General features: G+C 71.5%; 16 protein-coding genes. 11 read left to right on the forward strand and 5 right to left on the reverse strand.

Annotation, left to right across the window (positions count from 1 at the left end):
• Positions 1-82 precede the first annotated feature (82 nt).
• Genes PH203_RS32195 through PH203_RS32205 form a run of 3 tightly spaced genes read left to right on the forward strand, consistent with a single transcriptional unit; the run spans position 83 to position 3160 of the window.
• On the forward strand, positions 83-418 hold the full coding sequence (locus tag PH203_RS32195; protein ID WP_289924448.1) for a hypothetical protein: 336 nt from the start codon (positions 83-85) through the stop codon (positions 416-418).
• 1 nt (position 419) lies between these two features.
• The gene (locus tag PH203_RS32200) at positions 420-1448 is read left to right on the forward strand and encodes a caspase family protein (protein WP_289924450.1); all 1029 of its coding nucleotides are present in this window, start codon (positions 420-422) and stop codon (positions 1446-1448) included.
• Positions 1445-3160, forward strand: a complete 1716-nt coding sequence (locus PH203_RS32205; protein ID WP_289924451.1) for a hypothetical protein — start codon at positions 1445-1447, stop codon at positions 3158-3160. The genes PH203_RS32200 and PH203_RS32205 overlap by 4 nt, the downstream gene beginning before the upstream one ends.
• On the opposite strand, the gene PH203_RS32210 is transcribed toward PH203_RS32205, so the two are convergent.
• The 3 genes from PH203_RS32210 to PH203_RS32220 form a co-directional block, all read right to left on the reverse strand.
• On the reverse strand, positions 3141-4823 hold the full coding sequence (locus PH203_RS32210) for an APC family permease (RefSeq protein ID WP_289924452.1): 1683 nt from the start codon (positions 4821-4823) through the stop codon (positions 3141-3143). The two genes, PH203_RS32205 and PH203_RS32210, sit on opposite strands and share 20 nt — an antisense overlap.
• 362 nt (positions 4824-5185) lie before the next feature.
• On the reverse strand, positions 5186-6094 hold the full coding sequence (locus PH203_RS32215; RefSeq protein WP_289924453.1) for a squalene/phytoene synthase family protein: 909 nt from the start codon (positions 6092-6094) through the stop codon (positions 5186-5188).
• 46 nt (positions 6095-6140) lie between these two features.
• Positions 6141-7040 (reverse strand): LysR family transcriptional regulator, encoded by a 900-nt coding sequence (locus PH203_RS32220; protein ID WP_289924454.1) that lies wholly within the window; start codon positions 7038-7040, stop codon positions 6141-6143.
• Between the two features lie 89 nt (positions 7041-7129).
• Between PH203_RS32220 and PH203_RS32225 the strand changes: the two genes are divergently transcribed.
• Complete coding sequence (locus PH203_RS32225; RefSeq protein ID WP_289924456.1) at positions 7130-7960, forward strand: oxidoreductase; 831 nt, start codon at positions 7130-7132, stop codon at positions 7958-7960.
• A gap of 284 nt (positions 7961-8244) precedes the next feature.
• Here the strand turns inward: PH203_RS32225 and PH203_RS32230 are convergent, their stop codons facing one another.
• Positions 8245-9351: a pyridoxal-phosphate dependent enzyme gene (locus PH203_RS32230; protein ID WP_289924457.1), complete on the reverse strand. Its 1107-nt coding sequence runs from the start codon at positions 9349-9351 to the stop codon at positions 8245-8247.
• A 152-nt stretch (positions 9352-9503) separates the two neighbouring features.
• Here PH203_RS32230 and PH203_RS32235 point away from each other — a divergent pair, with 152 nt between their 5' ends.
• Positions 9504-11060, forward strand: a complete 1557-nt coding sequence (locus PH203_RS32235; RefSeq protein WP_289924458.1) for a S8 family peptidase — start codon at positions 9504-9506, stop codon at positions 11058-11060.
• 92 nt (positions 11061-11152) lie between these two features.
• Here PH203_RS32235 and PH203_RS32240 read toward each other — a convergent pair whose 3' ends face one another.
• On the reverse strand, positions 11153-12388 hold the full coding sequence (locus PH203_RS32240; protein ID WP_289924459.1) for a serpin family protein: 1236 nt from the start codon (positions 12386-12388) through the stop codon (positions 11153-11155).
• Positions 12389-12478: 90 nt separating this feature from the next.
• Here PH203_RS32240 and PH203_RS32245 point away from each other — a divergent pair, with 90 nt between their 5' ends.
• From PH203_RS32245 to PH203_RS32270, 6 genes are all read left to right on the forward strand, one after another.
• Positions 12479-13633 (forward strand): DUF4190 domain-containing protein, encoded by a 1155-nt coding sequence (locus PH203_RS32245; protein ID WP_289924461.1) that lies wholly within the window; start codon positions 12479-12481, stop codon positions 13631-13633.
• Positions 13634-13780: 147 nt separating this feature from the next.
• Positions 13781-14533: a GntR family transcriptional regulator gene (locus PH203_RS32250; RefSeq protein ID WP_289924463.1), complete on the forward strand. Its 753-nt coding sequence runs from the start codon at positions 13781-13783 to the stop codon at positions 14531-14533.
• 321 nt (positions 14534-14854) lie between these two features.
• On the forward strand, positions 14855-15049 hold the full coding sequence (locus tag PH203_RS32255) for an SPOR domain-containing protein (RefSeq protein WP_289924465.1): 195 nt from the start codon (positions 14855-14857) through the stop codon (positions 15047-15049).
• Between the two features lie 30 nt (positions 15050-15079).
• A complete protein-coding gene (locus PH203_RS32260; protein ID WP_289924467.1) occupies positions 15080-15475 on the forward strand; it encodes a (deoxy)nucleoside triphosphate pyrophosphohydrolase in 396 nt (131 codons plus the stop codon).
• A gap of 126 nt (positions 15476-15601) precedes the next feature.
• A complete protein-coding gene (locus PH203_RS32265; RefSeq protein ID WP_289924468.1) occupies positions 15602-16027 on the forward strand; it encodes an ATP-binding protein in 426 nt (141 codons plus the stop codon).
• Positions 16028-16289: 262 nt separating this feature from the next.
• Positions 16290-18920, forward strand: coding sequence for a SpoIIE family protein phosphatase (locus PH203_RS32270; RefSeq protein ID WP_289924470.1), 2631 nt, complete (start codon positions 16290-16292; stop codon positions 18918-18920).
• The last annotated feature ends 4 nt before the right edge of the window (positions 18921-18924 follow it).

Consider the following 18924-nt stretch of genomic DNA (forward strand, 5'->3'; position numbering starts at 1 on the left):
CCGCGACCCTTTCCGTCCTCCGGATGAGGCTTGCCCAAGTGGGTACGCTGATACGGGTGTTGGCTCGCGGGGGAGGCTGTGCATGGCGACGAGGATCTCGGTTTCGGTCAAGGGGCTGACCGGACTGGACGACCCGGACCGGATGCTCGCGGAGCTGGAGGCGGCGACCCGGATGTCGTGGCGGCCGGAACCGGTCGCCGAGGGGCGCGTCCTGTCGAGCGGGATCGTGGAGATCATCCTCGTGGCGGTGGCCGTCAAGGGCGCCGAGATGACCCTGGAGGCCACGGTGGCCGCGGTGAAGGGCGTCGTCGAGCGGTGGCGCCGGGAGCGGCTCGAACCGCCGGAGGCGAGGATCGACACCGAGCCCGTGCCGGACCCCGACCCCACGCCCGTACCCGACCCCGAACGGGGTGACTGACATGGCCTTCCGGGCGGTCGTGATCGGTCCGGCGCGCTACGCCGCGGACTCGGGGATCGACAGCCACCCGTCGATCGGCGCGAGCGCACGGATGTACGGCGAGGTGCTGGCCGCCGACGGGATGTGGGGGCCGGACAGCTGCCGGGTGCTCGGCGAGGACGAGGTGCAGACGACCGACGGGGTGATGCGGGCGCTGCAGCAGGCCGCGGACGAGACCACACCGCAGGACATATTCCTGGTCGTCTACGTCGGCCACGGCCAGTACTGGAGCGATCTTCCCGGCGCCCAGGTGCACTTCTCCGTGGGCCGCTCCTTCCAGGACAAACCCTGGACCTGGCTGTCCAGTTGGTACGTCTACCGGGTCATGCGCAAGGCCAGGGCCCGGCTGAAGGTGCTCATCGCCGACTGCTGCTACTCCAATCTGCTGCCGCAGCTGGGTGAGGAGCCCCTGCTCCCGGGCGTGCTCGGTGAACTGGACGAGGGCACCTGTGTCTTCACGGCCGTCAAGAACCTGCACTTCGCCGACGCGGCCGGCTGCCCCTCGCTGCCCGGCGACCTCGCGCAGTGCACACCGTTCAGCGGACATCTGCTGCGCATCCTGCAGAACGGCACGAAGGACCACAACCACCAGCTCACCATCGGCCTGCTCAGGGAGGCCGTGAAGCAGGAGATGGAGCGCTGCCCCAGCGCCCGCCACCAGGTGCCGCGCATGTCCCTCAACGACGCCCGGGACGGCACACCGCTCTTCACCAACCACATGGAGCCCGCCCGCCGCGACCTCGCCCCGCAACTCCCGGTCGCCCCCGAGGACTGGGTCAGGACCCTGATGCTGGACCGGGACGACCGGCTGGACGAACTGCTGAAGGACGCTCAGAAGACGGGAGCCGTCGTCGCCCTCCTCAACGGCGCGTCGGACGAGGCAAGTCGTCATCTCGCGGGCTACATAGGCGCCCGCGCCAACAGCGCGTTCACCGAACCCCGGGCCTTCGCCCGCTACTGGAACCAGGTGGACAGGGCACTGCGCGTATGAAGGACGGCCAGGAGGCCAGAGGCGGCGGGGACGCGGAGACGTGGAGTGTCGCCTACGGCGCCGCGTACACCTGGGTGGCCGACTGCCCGGTGGAGCAGTTCCAGGGCCGTGTGAAGGCGATACGGGAGGGGGATAAAGGGGGCTCCGAGCCGGGCTCCCCACCACGGCCCGCGACCGCGATCCGGGCCCTGTACGCCTTCGCCCTGAGACGCTCCATCGACGAACTCATCGCCTCCGCCCGGGAGTTCGACACCAGGGACGCCATCACCCTGCTCGCCACCGCCGCGTTGAGCCGCAACATCCTGCAGGCCGCGGAACTCGCGATCAAACAGTGGGACGCCGAGCAGGACATCGACGACGACAGCCTGCGGCTGACCTACGGCGTCATCCATGACATCGCCTGCCAGCGGACCGTCCTCGACGTCGCCGTGTTCATCCGGCAGTGCCGTAAGGCCGGCAAACAGGAGATGGTCGACCGCACGGTGAGCGTCTTCACCGCCCCGGGTTCGGGACGCACCAACCTCGACAAGGCGCTGCTCTACATCGCGTTGCGCGACGAGGGCTGCGCTGAGGAGGCGGCCGAACTGCTGCGCCGGGCGCTCTTCTCGATCACCGGCGACAACTCCGTGCAGGCGTCGGAGACCGTCCCGAGGGAGTTCCAGGACCTCGCCGGAGCACTCCATGAACTCAGCCCCTCCGAACGGATCCTGGAGGAGTGGATCGACGATCAGCTGCGGGTCCTGGACCGTGTGCACGACACCCGCCGGATAGTCGCCCAGCTGATCGCGACCGGCACGGACCGCGACGACAGCCTCATGAGGCACGTCGGCCGGCGGCGCTCGCAGTACGACATCGTGGAGATCTGCGGCCAGTTGGCGAAGGAGTCGCTCACCGACAAGTGCGAGGGGATCCGGTGGCACGCCGCGACCCGGGAGAACCTGGAGGAGCTCGCCGAGATCGTACGGTTCTGGCACGAGTCCGAGCTCCTCACCCGCACGACCAGGGACCTGCTCGCCGACATCGTGGCCGGCGGGGACAAGAGGCAGGCGCGCTCCCCGCACGAACTCGACCGCCTGGACACGGTCCTGGGCAACGTCAACGCCTCCGCGGAGTGCCGCAGGCTGCTGCGGATCGCCGCCGCCGTGCACACCGAGGGCCGCACCGGCGCCGACCTGGTCGCCCTGCTCGGCAAAATCGAGGGCACCCGGGACCGCAACCGCGCCGCCCAGACCATCGCTCAGCGGCTCGCCGTGCACATCCTCGAACAGGACGCGGACACCGGGCTGTTCGTCGAATACGTCCGGGGGCTGCGCGTCGCGAGGAGTGGTGACGCCGTCTATCGGGCCTGCAAGGAGCTGGCGGACCCACCGGACTCCGTACGGCGGTCCGCGGGCTCGGGCGCGCTCATCGCCGAGATCGCCGCCGAGCTGTACGACGAGACGGACCCCGACCTGCGCGAGGCGCTGCGCAAGGACGGCTGGGACCTGCTCGAACGCTGCCTGGAGAACGAGCAGCGGGTGACCCCCCAGGACGTGGTCGTGATCGTCGGGAAGCTGTGCGAAAGCCAACTCCCGGTGGACGACCGGCACTTCCTGCTCCGCGCCACGGTGGGCCGCTGGTCCGACACACACCGCCGGGAGGAGGCGGTCCGCGTGCTGCGTGACGGCGGCTTCCACGACGAGGCGAAGCAGGTCATCCGTTCGCTGCGCTAGCCGCCGGTCCCGGCAGCATGGGCCGCACCTCCGCCATGTGTCTGCGGGACGCGGTGACCAGCCCCTGGAAGGACACCAGCGCCGTGACGACGGCCAGGACACCGAGGTGCACCTCGTAGTCCTCGCCGAACGACGTGTCGCTCACCAAGGTGAGCAGGGTCAGCACCGCGAGATGGCCGATCAGCCAGAGCGCCGCCTGGGCCGCGGGGCTGGTGCGCCAGTCCCGGAACAGCGTGACGTGCACCTTGGCGTCGTAGACCCGTCCGAAGGCGGGGAGCCGGCGGGCCAGGATGGGCAGCCACAGCAGCAGAGCGCAGCCCACCGCGAGGGTCAGCATGCCCCGCCACATGGGCCCCCAGCCCGCCCGGTGCAGGATCAGCGCGATGAGGGCGAAGCTGGTCCGCGCCAGGATCTCGTGGAAGCGCTGCCGGACCCGGGAGCGGACCGGCAGATGGTCCCGCAGGGACACGAGGACCACGCCCGGGACGGCGTAGACGACCAGGGTCAGGACCCCGGTGATCTCCACGAGGGTCTGCCAGCTGCCGCCGACCGCGACCAGCACGGTCCCCGCGACGAAGAAGTCGACGAGCAGCACCAGCCAGTAGACGTCGTAGCGACGGTTCAGCGTGGCCTTGCGGGCGGTCTGCAGGCCCCGGTGGGTGAGATGGGCCCGGCTGAGCGCCGCGACCTCACGGGTCACCGCATGGGCGAAGACGAGCCCCGCGCCCATGGGGGAGACCACGGCGACGACCCTGAGCAGCCAGCCGAGCCAGATCAGCCCGGCGAGCCTGGCGAAATGGGCGTACGGGTTGGACTCGTCGGCGCCCGTCACCCAGTACTCGGTGAAGACCACCTGGAGCGCTATGTACAGGATCATCGAGCCGATGATCGTCCCGAACACCGCCCGCCGCAGCCGGGCCGCCTCGCCTATCCCGCGCCGCTTGATGTTGCCGGCCAGGTCGAGCGGCCCCTGGAAGCCCACATAGGCGTAGATCACCCCGCTGGTGACCACCGCGCGCAGCGCCGCGTCGGTGCCGAGGCCGCCCTTGGGGTCGTGCTGCGCCGGGGCCGCGTCGCCGTGGACGGCGGCCACGATGAGCAGGACGACGGCCAGCACCGGTACGGCGATCTTCACCACGGTCAGCCAGGAGTTGATGGTGAAGAAGATCCGCGGCGCGATCAGATTGACCGCGGCGATCACCGCCATGAACGTCAGCGCGTACACCCAGCCCTTGAGGGTCAGGGTGTCGGAACTGTCCAGGAGGCCCTTCATCCCGGCGTCGAGACCCCTGGTCATCGCGACGGCCTCACTGGCCAGGTTGATCGCGTAGAAGATCCACAGCCCGGCCGCGACCACCGTCGCCACCAGTGCGCCGCTGCTCTGCAGGGGCAGGAAGACCAGCCCGCCGGTCTTGGGCGCGGCGGTGCCGAGTTCGACCATCACCGCGGCGATGAGGAGCATGAGCAGGCCGCCGAAGACCCAGGCCAGATAGGCGTCCGAACCGGCCTTCTCGTACGCCTCGTGGGTGCCGAGGATCCAGCCCGAACCGATCACTCCGCCGGCCGCGAGACCGACGAGATGGAACACCGACAGCCGCCGCTGTTCGTCCTCGTCCTCGAAGTCCCCTGACCGGCTGCTGTGGGGCTGCACCGTCTGGACCATCCGCCCTGTCCCCCCGTGTTGCCTCGGCGGCTCCTGACACACAGTGGCGACAGGGTACAGCGAGCGCTTCCTGTTGTGCCTGAAGTACGGTGCCCTCAGCCGGGGTTGGACCGGACGGCGGCGCAGGCCGCCACGTACCCGCGTCATGGCGTGGGAGAAGAGCACCCGGCATCCATAGCCGATGGTTATCGACGACGTTCTCGGACAGCCGCGCTGATCCGGTCGAACACTGGCTTCACCAGGGGAATTTCCGGGACGGCCGGGCATGGTCAGGTGATGACCGCCGCCTGTGGATCGACGGGGGCAGGGCCACGAGATCGTCAACGGGGCGACGCCCCTGTCCGTCCTCGGGAGGCCCGTGGTCAAGCCGTCGTCCGGCGCAGCTTGCGGGCGTGGTGCAGGACGCGCAGGGTGGCCGGCAGGGGTGGGCCGGCGGAGCCGTTCAGCAGTCCCGCTCCCCGTGCCGCCGCCGCGTCCGCCGTCAGCAGTTCGATCTCGATCACCGCGTTCACCAGTGCGCGACCCCAGGGCGCGGCCAGGGCGGTCAGTTCGCGGGCCGATTCCAGGGACGTGCGGGCGGCGTCGATCTGGTCGTTCACCAAGTCGCGCAGGCCCGCCGGGGCCTGGCCCGCCACCAGGTCCTCGGGGGTCAGTGAGAAGCGGGCCAGAGTCTCCGCGGGGATGCCGAGACGGCCCTCCGGCAGGTCCTCGGCGAGGTCGTTGACGAAGTCCAGGCGCTGGCTGCCCTCCATCAGGGTCCGGCACAGGGCCCGGTACCCACCGTCGTCCGCCTCCGGTCCCAGCAACGTGCCGACCAGCATGAAGGCGGGCAGCGAGTAGGCGTCCACATACGCCTGGAAGTCGGCCTCCGTCGTGAAGCCGGTGAACTCCAATTCGGCGGTGGCGGTGGCCAGATAGTCCTCCAGCGCTTCCCTGAGCCGCGGATACGCGGCCACGGTGTGCAGCAACGCGCGGATCGCCGGATCGTCGCCCACCCCCGTCTCCAGGGCCTTGCGCACCCGCTGTTCCCAAGATGCCCACGCCGCGACCCGCTGGGGCCGCGAGCCGGTGTCCAGGAGGTTGTCCCCGTGGTGCATGACGGCCGTCGCGGCCACCACGTGCGGCAGCACCGGCGCCGGCAGCAGCAGCCGGGCCGCCAGATACGAACTGCGCCGGAAGCGCGCCACCAGCCGCCGCTGGGCGTCGTAGTCGCCGCGCAGCTCCGGATCCCGGACCCCCGCCGCAGCCAGGGCCCTCCTCCACGTACTCATGCGGGGATCGTAGACAGCCCCGACGCGCCGCGAGGCACCTGCCCCGTCAGGCCTCCGCGACCGACCGGCACGCCCGCGCGTACGCCTCCACGAGCGGTCTGCGGTCCCCCTTGCGCCAGGCGAGCGCATACCGGCTCGGGCTCACCCCGCGCACCGCCCGTGTCACCACCCCGCCCAAGGTGATCAGCGGGGCGTTGCCCGCGGCCACCAGGCAGATGCCGAGGCCGGCCACCAAGGCCTCGTACGTCTCCTCGGTGCCGGCGATCTCGGCGCCCACGCGGACCGCGCGGCCGGGGTGTTCGTCGAGGGCCAGCCAGTGGTCGCGCAGCGGACCGGCGCTCTCGGGCAGGGCGAGGAAGGGCTCGTCGGTGAGGTCGGCGAAGTCCAGCTCGGCGCGGGCGGCCAGGGGATGGGCCTCCGGGAGGGCGATCAGCCGGGGTTCCTCGGCGACCACCGTCCAGGCGTAGCGCCCGGCGTCGGGCAGCGGCAGCCAGCAGAAGGCGACGTCCGCGTCCCCGTCCGCGAGGCCCGCCGTCGGGTCCTCCCAGCTCACCTGCCGCACCCGGAGCACGGCGTCCGGGTGGGCCGCGGTGAAACGGGACCGGATGGCGGGCAGCAGGCCGCCGCGCCCCGGGCTGGTGCTCATCCCCACGACCAGCGTGCTGCGTTGGGCCGACCGGGCCGCCTCCAGTGCCGCCGCCCCCTCGGCCCACGACTCCAACAGCCGCCGGGCGTGAGGCAACAGCGCCTCGCCGGCTGCGGTGAGCGTGACACCGTGCCGGTCACGCCGGAACAGTTCGACTCCCAACTGCCGCTCCAGCGCCCGCACTTGCTTGCTCAGCGCGGGCTGGGACACGTACAGCCGCTCGGCGGCGCGGGTGAAGTGGAGCTCCTCGGCGACGGTGAGGAAGTAGCGCAGGTCCCGCAGATGGACGTCCGGTGTCATGCCAACCGGTTATCACCGCGGGTCTTGGACGGGCAACGGACTTCCGCAGCAGGCTGGTTCATAAGCCACTCAAGGACAGGGGATCCGAGATGAACAAGGTCTGGCTGATCACGGGCGCGAGCAGCGGCTTCGGGCGGGAGATCGCGAAGGCGGCCCTCGCCGAGGGCGATGTCGTCGTCGGCGCCGCACGCCGGCCCGAGGCGCTGGACGACCTCGTGGCCGCCCACCCCGACCAGGTGGAGGCGCTGCGGCTGGACGTCGCCGACGCGGCGGCCGCCGAGGCGGCGGTACGGGACGTGGTGGCGCGGCACGGGCGGATCGACGTACTGGTCAACAACGCGGGCCGCACCCACGTCGGCGCGTTCGAGGAGACCGGGGACGAGGAGCTGCGCGCGCTGTTCGACGTGCACGTCTTCGGACCGGCGGCCCTGGTGCGTGCGGTACTGCCGTCGATGCGCGAGCGGCGCTCCGGGGCGATCGTGCAGATGAGCAGCATGGGCGGGCAGATGTCCTTCGCGGGCTTCGGCGCCTACAGCGGTACCAAGTTCGCCCTGGAGGGCATGTCCGAGGCGCTCGCGGACGAGGTCGAGGAGTTCGGCATCAAGGTGCTGATCGTCGAGCCGGGCGCCTTCCGGACCTCCCTCTTCGAGACCGACCGTGCGGGCGTCAGCGCGGACAGCGGGGTGTACGCCAAGGTCAGCGGCACCCGCGGCTTCGTCGCCGGCGGCGACGGCTCCCAGCCCGGCGACCCGGCCAAGGCGGCGGCGGTGATCCTGGCCGCGCTCCAGGCCGACCGCACCCCGCTGCGCCTCCCGCTCGGCGACGACGGCGTGACGGCGGTGCTGGGCCACCTCGACCAGGTCCGCGAGGACGTCCTGGCGTGGGAGAAGAGCACCCGGTCGACCGGCTTCGACGCCTGACGGCTCGACGACCGAGGGACGACGACACCCGGACCCCGCCCGGTCGAACCGCGCCGGACGGGATCCGGGACATCCCCGGCTGCACGGCCCTCGGCCACACGGCCCTCGGCTATGCGGCCCCTCGGTCATGCGGCCCCTCGGTCATGCGGCCCCTCGGTCATGCGGCCCCTCGGTCATGCGGCCCCTCGGTCATGCGGCCCCTCGGTCATGCGGTTCCCGGACCACGCGACCCCTCAGTCATGCGGCTCCCGAACCACGCGACCCCCCGGGCACACGGCCCCCGACTACCCACCCGCCAGCCCCGACTTCAACCCCGCCCCGCACAACGGCACCACTCCGCTCCGCTCCCCGAGCGCCCCCTCCCGTACCGCCGCCCAGCACGCCACCCCCGTCGCCTCCACGAACAGCCCCATCGACGCCAGGTCCCGCTGGGCGTGCCGGATCTGGTCCTCCGTCACCGTCAGGAAGGTGCCGCCCGACTCGCGTACCGCCCGCAGGATCTGCCGGGCGCGGGGCGGGCGGGGGATCGCGATGCCCTCGGCGAGGGTCGGTGCCGTCGGTGTCGTGCCGGCGAGGTCTTCCGAACCCTCCTGCCAGGCATGGGCCAGTGGAGCGACCGCCGCCGCCTGGACCCCGTACAGGGCGGGCCGGCGGTCGATGAGTCCGGCGGAGTGCAGCTCGGCCACGGCGAGGGCCGCTCCGAGCAGGAGCGTGCCGTTGCCGACGGGGACGACGAGGACGTCCGGGAGACGGCCGCCGAGGTCCTCCCAGAGCTCGTGGACGTAGGTCTTGGTGCCGTGCAGGAAGTACGGGTTGAAGACGTGGGAGGCGTAGAAGGTGCCCTCCGCGTCCGCGGCCGCGCGGGCCGCCGTGGCCGCCGCCTCGCGGTCACCGGCGACCACCTCAAGGCGTGCCCCGTGCGCCCCGATCTGCTCCAGCTTCTTCGCCGAGGTGCCCTCGGGGACGTACACCGTGCAGGGCAGCCGCGCCCGTGCGCAGTACGCGGCGATCGCCGTGCCCGCGTTGCCGCTGCTGTCCGCGATCACCCGGCGCGGTTCCAGCCGCAGGGCCAGCTCGGCGAGGAGCACGGCCCCGCGGTCCTTGAAGGACAGGGTGGGCATCAGGAAGTCCAGCTTGGCCGAGATCCCGTCGCGCAGCGGCACGAGCGGGGTACGGCCCTCGCCGAGCGAGACCGAGGGGGCGCCCAGGGGGAGCGTCTCGGCGTACCGCCACAAGGAATTGGCCCTTCCGGAAAGGGACTTGAGGGGCGCCGGAGTCGGGTGGAAGTCCAGGTCGAGGGGCCCGCGGCAGACGGGGCAGCACCAGAGGAGCGACCCGCCGGGGACGCGGGTGCCGTCCGAGGGGCAGTAACAGTCCGGCAGTGGGGTCATGTGCGCAGCGTAGATCGGCCGTGCAGGGCCTCTTGTGCAATTCCTGTGGAGGCATCAATCTTTCGGCGGGCGCACAGCAACCCCACAGCTATTTGACATGAGCACATCTAGTTCACCGTCGAATGCGCCACCGATCGAGGAGGATCCCTCAGATGGCAGTGATGCGTAATCGAAGATACGCAGTGCTCGGCGCGGCCGTGACCGCCGCCCTCGCCGCGAGCCTGGTCTCCGCCCTCCCCGCCACGGCCGCCCCAGAGGGCCGTGTCCAGTACGAAGGCGCGGCGAACGCCGTCGCCGACAGCTACATCGTGACCCTCAAGGCCGGCACCAGGGCGGGCTCCGCCCAGGGCAAGGCCGTCGCCAAGGAGTACGGCGCCGACATCGAGCGCACCTACACCAAGGCCCTCAACGGCTACGCCGTCGAGGCCTCCGCCGCCGAGGCGAAGCGTCTGGCCGCCGACCCGGCCGTCGCCTCCGTCGTCCAGAACCGCACCTTCTCGATCGCCGCGACCCAGACCAACCCGCCCTCCTGGGGCCTGGACCGCATCGACCAGAAGTCGCTCCCGCTGAACAGCTCGTACACCTACCCCGACTCCGCGGGCACGGGCGTGACGGCGTACGTCATCGACACGGGCGTCCGCATCACCCACAGCGACTTCGGCGGCCGGGCCCGCTACGGCTACGACGCCATCGACAACGACAACACCGCCCAGGACGGCCACGGCCACGGCACCCATGTCGCCGGCACGGTCGCGGGCACGGCGTACGGCGTCGCCAAGAAGGCGAACATCGTCGGCGTCCGCGTCCTGAACAACTCCGGTTCCGGTACGACCGCCCAGGTCGTCGCGGGCATCGACTGGGTCGCCGCGAACGCCGTCAAGCCGGCCGTCGCCAACATGTCCCTCGGCGGCGGCGCCGACACCGCCATCGACACCGCCGTCCGCAACGCCATCTCCTCCGGCATCACCTTCGCCGTCGCGGCCGGCAACGAGACGACCAACGCCTCCACCAGGTCGCCCGCCCGCGTCACGGAGGCCATCACGGTCGGCGCCACGACCTCCACCGACGCCAAGGCAAGCTACTCCAACTACGGCTCCGTCCTCGACCTGTTCGCCCCCGGCTCGTCCATCACCTCGACATGGAACACGAGCGACTCCGCCACCAACACCATCTCCGGTACGTCGATGGCGAGCCCGCACGTGGCGGGCGCGGCGGCGCTGTACCTGGCGGACAACCGGTCGGCGACCCCCGCGCAGGTGTCCTCGGCGCTGGTGAGCCTCGCTTCCACCGGTGTGGTCACCAGCCCCGGCTCCGGCTCGCCCAACCGGCTCCTGAACGTGCCGGGCGGCACCGTCACCCCGCCAGGACCGCGCTTCGAGAACACCGGGGACTACGCGATCGCCGACAACTCCACCGTCGAGTCCCCGGTGACCGTCTCCGGCGTCACGGGCAACGCGCCCTCGGCCCTGGCCGTGGAGGTCCACATCGTCCACACCTACATCGGTGACCTCCAGGTCCAGCTGATCGCCCCCGACGGCACGGCGTACACCCTCAAGGCGTACGGCACCGGCGGCAGTTCGGACAACATCGACACCACGTACTCCGTGAACGCCTCCTCCGAGGTGGCCAACGGCACGTGGCGGCTGCGGGTCAGCGACAACGCGGCGCAGGACATCGGGCGGATCGACGCCTGGGCGCTGCAGTTCTAGACGGTCGCTGAGTACGTCATGACAGGTCGTCCTCGCGGCGGGCTCCGGGTCGGTCACCCGGCCCGCCGCGAGGACGAGCCGTGTCGCGCGGATCAGAAGGGCGCGTCCTCCCCGTCGTACTCGTCCTCCTCGTCGTACTCAGGGTCCTCGGGGTACGCCGTCGGGTCGGTGACCCAGCCCGCCGCGAGGACGAGGCGTGTGTGGCGGTGCAGGGCGAGGAAGCCGAAGGGACGGTCGAAGGCGGCGTCGATCCTGGTCGTCACCCAGCGGAACGCGGGGGCGGCACAGCCGGCGGCGACGCCGACCGCGGTCACCGCGGCCGCACGGAAGCCGAGCTTCCCGAACTCCGCCACGGTGGACTGCTTCGCGGAGCCGACGGCCAGCGGCTGGTCGCTGATGCCGGGGAAGTGCGGTCGCTCACGGTTCATCGCCGTGGTGAGGCCGAACACCCGGTGGAGTTCCAGCAGGTCGTGCTCGGCCCGCATGCCGAACGCCGCGGTGGTCACGTGGAGGGTCGGAGGATCCGGCGTCACGCTGCGGACCTTCCGGACCAGGAGGCCCGGGCCCACCTCGCCGTAAGGAAGCAGGGGCCCCGGGACCACCGGGTGCCGCCGCTCCAGGACGCCCACGCCCGCCCCGAGCACCTGCCCGGGCGTCATGCCCTCCTCCCCGAGCAGCAGATGGACGTCGATGGCGGTGTCGCCGAGCACCTTCAGCTCGGTCACCCGGCCGTGGGGCGTGTCGGCCACCCCGATCCGGTCCAGCAGCTCGGACCGCCGGTACAGCCCCGTCAGCCTCCGGTCCTGCCACGGCCCCGCGTCCGGCCACAGCGGCCAGGTCCGGAACCGCCGAAGCCAGTCCGTCCGCAGCGTCAGCGCACTCGCCAGCACCATCTCGGTGCGGCGGTCCAGCAGAACGGGCATCTCTTCGACGAGCCCGCCCGTCCGTTTCGCCGCCCAGGAGTCCAGCGCCCCCTTGTCGACGGCCGCGTCCCCCGTCAGCACCCCGTGCGCCCCGGCCGGCAGTCCCGCCTCCCACCGTTCCCGCAGCTCCAGCGTCCGCCTGGTCCACAGCCCCAGCGCCGAGTCCAGCCCCCGCATCCGATCCATGCCGGCCAGCAACTCCCGTGCCGCCGCGGCCGATTCACCGGCGGACATCCCCACGGCCGCCGCGAGCTCGTCCCGCGCCGCGCCTCCGGCCCCGTCCGCCAGAAACGCGAGCAACGGCCACACCCCGGCCGCCGAGAACACCGTCCCGCCCCCGGACGCGTCCGCCCACCGGGCGGTCAGTCCGTTGACCGCCCGGATCGTCGTATTCGTGACCGCCATACCGCCCCCACCAGCCCCGCGCTTACCATGCGCCCAGTCGCACGCAAGTTCCCCCGAGCATCACCAGCCCGAACCAGGAGCACGGTACCCGTGTCCATACCGCCACCCCCCGGCCCCCACCAGCCCCAAGGGCCGTACCCGCCGGGCCCCTACACCCCGCCCGGCCCCTGGGGCTACGGCTGGGGCGGCTACGCGCAACCCGTGCCCGTCAACGGGGTCGCCATCGCCGCCCTGGTCCTCGGCGTCCTCTGCTTCCTGCCGGCCGTCGGTCTGGTCCTCGGACTGATCGCCCTGAGCCAGATCAAGAGGAAGGGCGAGCGCGGCAGGGGCATGGCGATCGCGGGGTCGATCCTCTCCTCGGTCGGTCTGGCGCTGTGGACCCTGTCGCTGACCACCGGCGCCGCCGGCGAGTTCTGGGCCGGCTTCAAGGACGCCGCGAGCGGCCAGGGCACCGCCTACGCGCTCGCCGAGGGCGACTGCTTCGACTCGGGCACCGGCGCTCTGACGGGCGAGGCCTACGACGTCGACGAGGTGCCCTGCTCCCAGGAGCACCACGGCGAGGTGTTCGCCGTCGAGAAGCTGCCCGCCGGATCGTTCCCCGGCGACGACGCGCTCACCGACACCGCCGAGGACAAGTGCTACACGCTGCGGGAGACGTACGCGATGGACGTCTGGGCCGTGCCGGAGGACGTGGACATCTACTACCTCGTGCCCTCCGAGGAGAGCTGGGACTACGGCGACCGCGAGATCACCTGTGTGTTCGGCAACGTCGACGAGAAGAACAGCCTGACCGGCTCCCTCCGCAACGACGCCACGACCCTCGACGCCGACCAGATCGCCTTCCTGAAGGCGGCCAACGCCGTCGACACGGTGCTCTACGAGGAGCCCGTGGACTACGCCGAGGACGATCTGCGGGCCAACCGGGAATGGGCCGGGGACGTCGGCACCGCCTTCGGTGAGCAGGCCGAGGCGCTGCGCGGCCACTCCTGGCCGGCCGGCGCCGAGAAGCCGGTCGCGGACTTCCTGAAGGGCATGGAGGCCGCCGGGAAGGAGTGGACGAAGGCCGCCGAGGCGAAGGACGTCGACACGTACTACGAGCACTACGACCTCGCCTACGAGTTCGTCGACGGCGCGAGCACCGTCACCGCCCGCGAAGCTCTGGGCCTGGCCACCACCGTGCCGACGTACGACGAGGAGGACGGCGGAGGGAGCGGCGGTGGAGGCGAAGGCGAACTCGATGTGTGAGCGCCCCCATAGCGGGGAGAAAGTGCCTGCGTAAAGCCCGACGCGGGCACATGTCACTACATCGAGTGATTCCCTGGCCTTTGCTTGCATGGCGGAACCCACGGTTGCCACGCTGTTGCTGTCTGTACAACCTGATGGGAGCGGCCAGTGACTTTCGGTGAGCAGCCGGCGTATCTGCGCGTCGCGGGTGATCTTCGCAAGAAGATCGCCGACGGTTCGCTGCCACCGCACACCCGCCTGCCCTCGCAGGCGAGAATCCGCGAGGAGTACGGCGTCTCGGACACCGTCGCGCTGGAGGCGCGCAAGGTCCTGATGGCGGAGGGTCTGGTCGAGGGCCGCTCCGGCTCCGGGACCTATGTCCGTGAGCGCCCCGTGCCCCGCCGGGTCGCCCGCTCCGGCTTCCGTCCGGACGGCGGGGCCACCCCTTTCCGCCAGGAGCAGGCCGACGCCGAGTCGCGCGGCACCTGGGAGTCCAGCAGCGCCCAGACCGAGGCCAGTGTCGCGGTCGCCGAGCGGCTCGCCATCCGCCCCGGCGACCGCGTGATGTGCACCAAGTACGTCTACCGGGACAGCGGCGAGCCGATGATGCTCTCCACCTCCTGGGAGCCCCTCGCCGTCACCGGCCGCACCCCCGTGATGCTCCCCGAGGAGGGCCCCCTCGGCGGTATGGGCGTCGTCGAGCGCATGCGGGCCATCGACGTGATCGTGGACAACGTGACGGAGGAGGTCGGCGCCCGCCCCGGCCTCGCCGAGGAACTCCTCGCGCTGGGCGGCGTCCCCGGCCATGTCGTCGTGGTCGTCCACCGCACGTTCTACGCCTCGGGCCGTCCCGTCGAGACGGCGGACGTGGTGATCCCGGCGGACCGCTATCGGGTCGCCTATCACCTTCCGGTGAAGTAGCGCACACCGCTTCGGCAGTTGCCCTCAGTACCCGTCCAAACGGACCTCATGCGCCGGGCGTTGCAATCTGGCCGTTCTCGCAGGTGACCCCAGGCCTGCCCACACCGCGCTGACCGGACGCATTCCCGCCCGCGCACGGCGCGTTCGCCGTCGTGCGCCCCCTGCGTTCTGGCTGGTTGCGTACCTCTTTGTGAGAATCCGTATTCGGTGCGTAAAGGTTAGGCGTAGGCTCGGGCATATGCGGATTGCGGTTTCCTTAGCGGGCGGGGTACGACGAGAGCCGCGAGCGAAGGCCGGGGCGGGAAGGGGCGGTGGGGTGCGGTGAACGACGGCACGATCACTCTTCCCTGGCTCGTCGTACGACAGGACGACAACGGCAACCGCTACCGCGTGGGCCGCTACGCCACCCGCGCCGAGGCCCAGAAGATCGCGGACAGCCTCGACAGCCGCGGCCACAAGCAGCTCTACTGGGTCGAACGCATCGGCCAGAACGGCAGCAGCGCGACGGCGAACTGACCGCAGGCTCCCTCCCGTAGGCTCCGCCGCATGACGGAACCGATCGTGGTGGTGGGAGCCGCCCTCCTGAACACCGGCCGCCTCCTGGCCGCCCGCCGCAGCGCACCCCCCGAACTGTCCGGCCGCTGGGAACTCCCGGGCGGCAAGGTGGAGCCCGGCGAGACCCCGGAGGCGGCCTTGGTGCGCGAGCTCCGGGAGGAACTCGGCGTGGAGGTGGCGGCCGGGGAGCGGATCCCGGGGCAGTGGCCCCTGAGAGAGCCGTACGTCCTCCAGGTCTGGACGGCGGAACTGCTCCCGGGCTCGCCCGACCCCAAGCCCCTGCAGGACCACGACGACCTGCGCTGGCTGACAGCGGCGGAACTGTGGGACGTGCCGTGGCTGGACCAGGACGTGGCGGCGGTCCGGGAAATCGCCGGGCGCCTGTAGGCGCTCTTCTCGCGTGCGCGGGGCCGCGACGCCCCCCGCTACGCCGTTCGCACCACAACGCGCCGTCCCGCACGGTAACGCGCGCCTGATATCGGGTATGTGCCCATTAACCCCACGAAACCAGACATGGGTGTGGCCTGGGAAGTGATCGGCGTGATCGACACCGAAGGCGACTGCGCCGACTGGACCTTCCCCGCGGACCCCGGCGCCGTACGCGCCGCCCGCGCAGCCGTCCGCGGCCGGCTGCGCGACTGGGACCTGGACAGCGTCTCCGACATCACCGCTCTGCTGGTGAGTGAACTGGTGACCAACGCGTTGCGGCACGCCACAGGCCCCATCGGCGTGCGCCTCGTCCGCCCCACGGGCCTCGACGCCGTCCTGCTGGTGGAGGTCTCCGACCCCCTTCCGGACCCGCCGAGGGAACGGGTCGCCCGCCCCGAGGACGAGAGCGGCCGGGGTCTGCAACTGGTCGCCCACTCCTCGCGCCGCTGGGGCACCAGACCTGGTGAGGAGGGCAAGACGGTGTGGTTCGAACTCGCCGTACCGGGATGATTCAGGGCCGTTACGGGCTGTACGGCACGGCCGGCACTGTCCACCGACTGGTTCAGGCCACTGGCGGGTGCCGGAGTACGTGATTCGACAGCGTGTTGGCTGGTTAGAAGACTGGAAGTGTTTTCGCGGTGCGGTCCAAAAAACGCTGGGACCGTGCTGTGATCGTGAACACCGTGTTGTGCGGCGCCGTAGTGCTGGATACTGCGGGCAGCCGCTGCCGGTGACCGGTGCCGGACGCGGTGAGCTGGAGGGGACGGTTCGCGTGAGCGAGATACCAGCGAAGGCCACGGAGTCCGAGGACCCGTCGGACGGCGCGAGGTCACCCGCCGCGGGTGATGCCGCGGCGGAGGCGGCGCGTGGTGCCACGGGCGAGGCCGTGGGCGACGCGATGTGGCAGAGCAGCCCGCCCGGCTCCATCTACGACTACATCAAGGTCGCGTCCTTCTCCATAGGCCCCGACGGCCTCGTCGACCAGTGGAGCCTGCGCGCCGAGCAGCTTTTCGGCATCCCCGCGGACCGCGCCGTCGGCATGGACCCCATCGAGGCGTTCATCCACCCCGCCCAGCGCGAGGTCGGCCAGCGCAAGATGGCGGAGATCCTCGACGGCCGCGAGTGGACCGGGGTGGTCCCCTTCCGGGTGCCGGAGTCGGCCGACCGGGAGGCGGGCGAGGAAGGCCTCGCGGAGGTCTACGTCATGCCCACGCAGACGGAGGAAGGCGAGCGGGCCGCCGTCTGTATCGTCGTGGACGTCCGCACACTGCGCCGGATTGAGACCGACCTAGCCGCCTCGCAGTCGATTTTCGGTCAATCTCCCTTCGGCTTCCTGCTGATCGACACGGATCTGCGGGTCCGCCGCGCCAACCAGCAGTTCGCCAGCACCTTCGGCGGCACTCCGGACGACCACCGCGGCCGCGGCGTCCACGACTATCTCCGCAGCCCGGAGGCCGAGCGGGTGGCCGCCACCCTGCGCCGGGTCCTGGAGACCGGCAACTCCATCACGGACATGCACGTCACGGGCTTCGTGCCGGGTTCGGACGACCGCCGTCACTGGTCCATCAACCTCTACCGCGTGCACAGCGGCACAGGGCGCCCCATCGGCATTGCCTGGCTCGGAATCGACATCACCTCCCGTCGTGCGGCAGCCCGGGAAGCGGCCGCGGCACGGCGCAATCTCGCCCTTCTGAACGAGGCCGGCGCCCGCATAGGCAACTCCCTCGACCTGGAGACCACCGCCCGCGAACTCCTCGACGTCGTCGTCCCCGGCTTCTGCGACCTGGCGACCGTAGACCTCTACCAGGGCCTCCTGGCCGGCGACGAGACCCCGCCGGGGCTCGCCGACGGCAGCGCCGAACTCCGCCGCGTCGCCTTCGCCAGCGCCGTCTCCGATGCCCCCTTCCTCGGCTCGGGCCCGCCCGTCGCGGTCGGTGCCGTTCACCACTTCCCCTTCAACTCCCCCTGCGCGGACGCCCTGCGCACCGCCCGCCCGCAGTTCATCCCGGCCGAGGAGGGCGGCCTGGTCCAGTCCACGCTCGCCGTGCCGATGGTCGCCCACGACACCGTGGTGGGTCTCGCGCAGTTCTCCCGTACGAAGGGCAGCGAGCCGTTCGGGGACCGGGACCGGGATCTGGCGGTGGAGCTGGCCGCGCGGGCAGCGGTCTGTATCGACAACGCACGGCTGTACCGGCGGGAGCACGAACGGGCGCTGATACTGCAGCGGTCGCTGCTGCCCCCGGGCGACCCGGTGGCCTCCGGGCTGGACATCGCCTGCCGCTATCTGCCGGGCAACTCCTCCTCCGACCGGCCCAGCGAGGTCGGCGGTGACTGGTTCGACGTGATCGAACTGCCCGGTCACCGTACGGCGTTGGTGGTCGGGGACGTCATGGGGCGCGGTCTGCGCGCCGCGGTGGCGATGGGTGAACTGCGCTCCGCGGTCCGTACGCTGGCACTGCTGGACCTCGAACCGGCGGAAGTGCTGAGCGCGTTGGACGAGATCGCGCGGGGGCTGGGGGCGCCCGGTGGCGTCCAGCAGGCGACCCGCGCGGCCCGCCGCCCCCGCGAGGCGGATCTGTCCGAGGTGTACCTCGCGACCTGCGTGTACGCCGTCTACGACTCGGTGACCCGCCGCTGCACCTTCGCCAACGCCGGGCATCTGCCGCCGGTGCTGGTGGAGCCGGGGGAGGCGGCGCTGATGCTGGACGTGCCGCCGGGGATGCCGCTCGGTGTGGGCGGCGAGCCCTTCGAGGAGGTCGAGGTCGAACTTCCCGAAGGTGCTCTGTTGGCGCTCTACACGGATGGACTGGTCGAAAGCCGCGATCACCCCCTCGACGAGGGGCTCCAGGCGTTCGTGGGCGCGCTGACCGACCCGACCCGGCCGCTGGAGGACGTCTGCGACCACGTCCTCCACACCCTCGACACCCACCACGGCGAGGACGACATCGCCTTGCTGATGGCGCGGGTCCAGGGACTGCCGACGGACTCGGTCGGCGACTGGACGCTGCCGCGCGAGCCGCGGAGCGTGGGACGGGCCCGGGAGTACGCGCGCGGGCAGTTGCTGTCGTGGGACCTCGAACCGCTCGTCGACACCACCGAACTGCTGGTCAGCGAGCTGGTGACGAACGCGCTGCGGTACGGCGAGGGCGAGATCCGGCTGCGGCTGCTGCTGGACCGGACGCTGGTGTGCGAGGTGTGGGACTCCGGGCTGGTGCAGCCCCGGCGGCGGCGGGCGCGGGACACGGACGAAGGCGGGCGGGGCCTGCAGCTCGTGGGGCTGCTCAGCGCCGCGTGGGGTTCCCGGCGGACGCCTCGCGGCAAGACCGTCTGGTTCGAACTGCCGTTGCCGGACGGGGAGACGGGCCTGGCGGATCCGGCGGAGGCGTTGCTCAGCCTGTTCTGAGGGG

Source organism: Streptomyces sp. S.PB5 (genome assembly GCF_030403745.1).
Lineage (GTDB): Bacteria > Actinomycetota > Actinomycetes > Streptomycetales > Streptomycetaceae > Streptomyces.

Excerpts from the sequence above, each read along its gene's own strand:
- PH203_RS32240 (WP_289924459.1), bottom strand. The coding sequence starts at position 12,388 with ATGGCGGTCACGAATACGACGATCCGGGCGGTCAACGGACTGACCGCC.
- PH203_RS32210 (WP_289924452.1), bottom strand. The coding sequence starts at position 4,823 with ATGGTCCAGACGGTGCAGCCCCACAGCAGCCGGTCAGGGGACTTCGAG.
- PH203_RS32195 (WP_289924448.1), top strand. The coding sequence starts at position 83 with ATGGCGACGAGGATCTCGGTTTCGGTCAAGGGGCTGACCGGACTGGAC.
- PH203_RS32225 (WP_289924456.1), top strand. The coding sequence starts at position 7,130 with ATGAACAAGGTCTGGCTGATCACGGGCGCGAGCAGCGGCTTCGGGCGG.
- PH203_RS32220 (WP_289924454.1), bottom strand. The coding sequence starts at position 7,040 with ATGACACCGGACGTCCATCTGCGGGACCTGCGCTACTTCCTCACCGTC.
- PH203_RS32235 (WP_289924458.1), top strand. The coding sequence starts at position 9,504 with ATGGCAGTGATGCGTAATCGAAGATACGCAGTGCTCGGCGCGGCCGTG.
- PH203_RS32265 (WP_289924468.1), top strand. The coding sequence starts at position 15,602 with ATGGGTGTGGCCTGGGAAGTGATCGGCGTGATCGACACCGAAGGCGAC.
- PH203_RS32200 (WP_289924450.1), top strand. The coding sequence starts at position 420 with ATGGCCTTCCGGGCGGTCGTGATCGGTCCGGCGCGCTACGCCGCGGAC.
- PH203_RS32205 (WP_289924451.1), top strand. The coding sequence starts at position 1,445 with ATGAAGGACGGCCAGGAGGCCAGAGGCGGCGGGGACGCGGAGACGTGG.
- PH203_RS32215 (WP_289924453.1), bottom strand. The coding sequence starts at position 6,094 with ATGAGTACGTGGAGGAGGGCCCTGGCTGCGGCGGGGGTCCGGGATCCG.
- PH203_RS32260 (WP_289924467.1), top strand. The coding sequence starts at position 15,080 with ATGACGGAACCGATCGTGGTGGTGGGAGCCGCCCTCCTGAACACCGGC.
- PH203_RS32230 (WP_289924457.1), bottom strand. The coding sequence starts at position 9,351 with ATGACCCCACTGCCGGACTGTTACTGCCCCTCGGACGGCACCCGCGTC.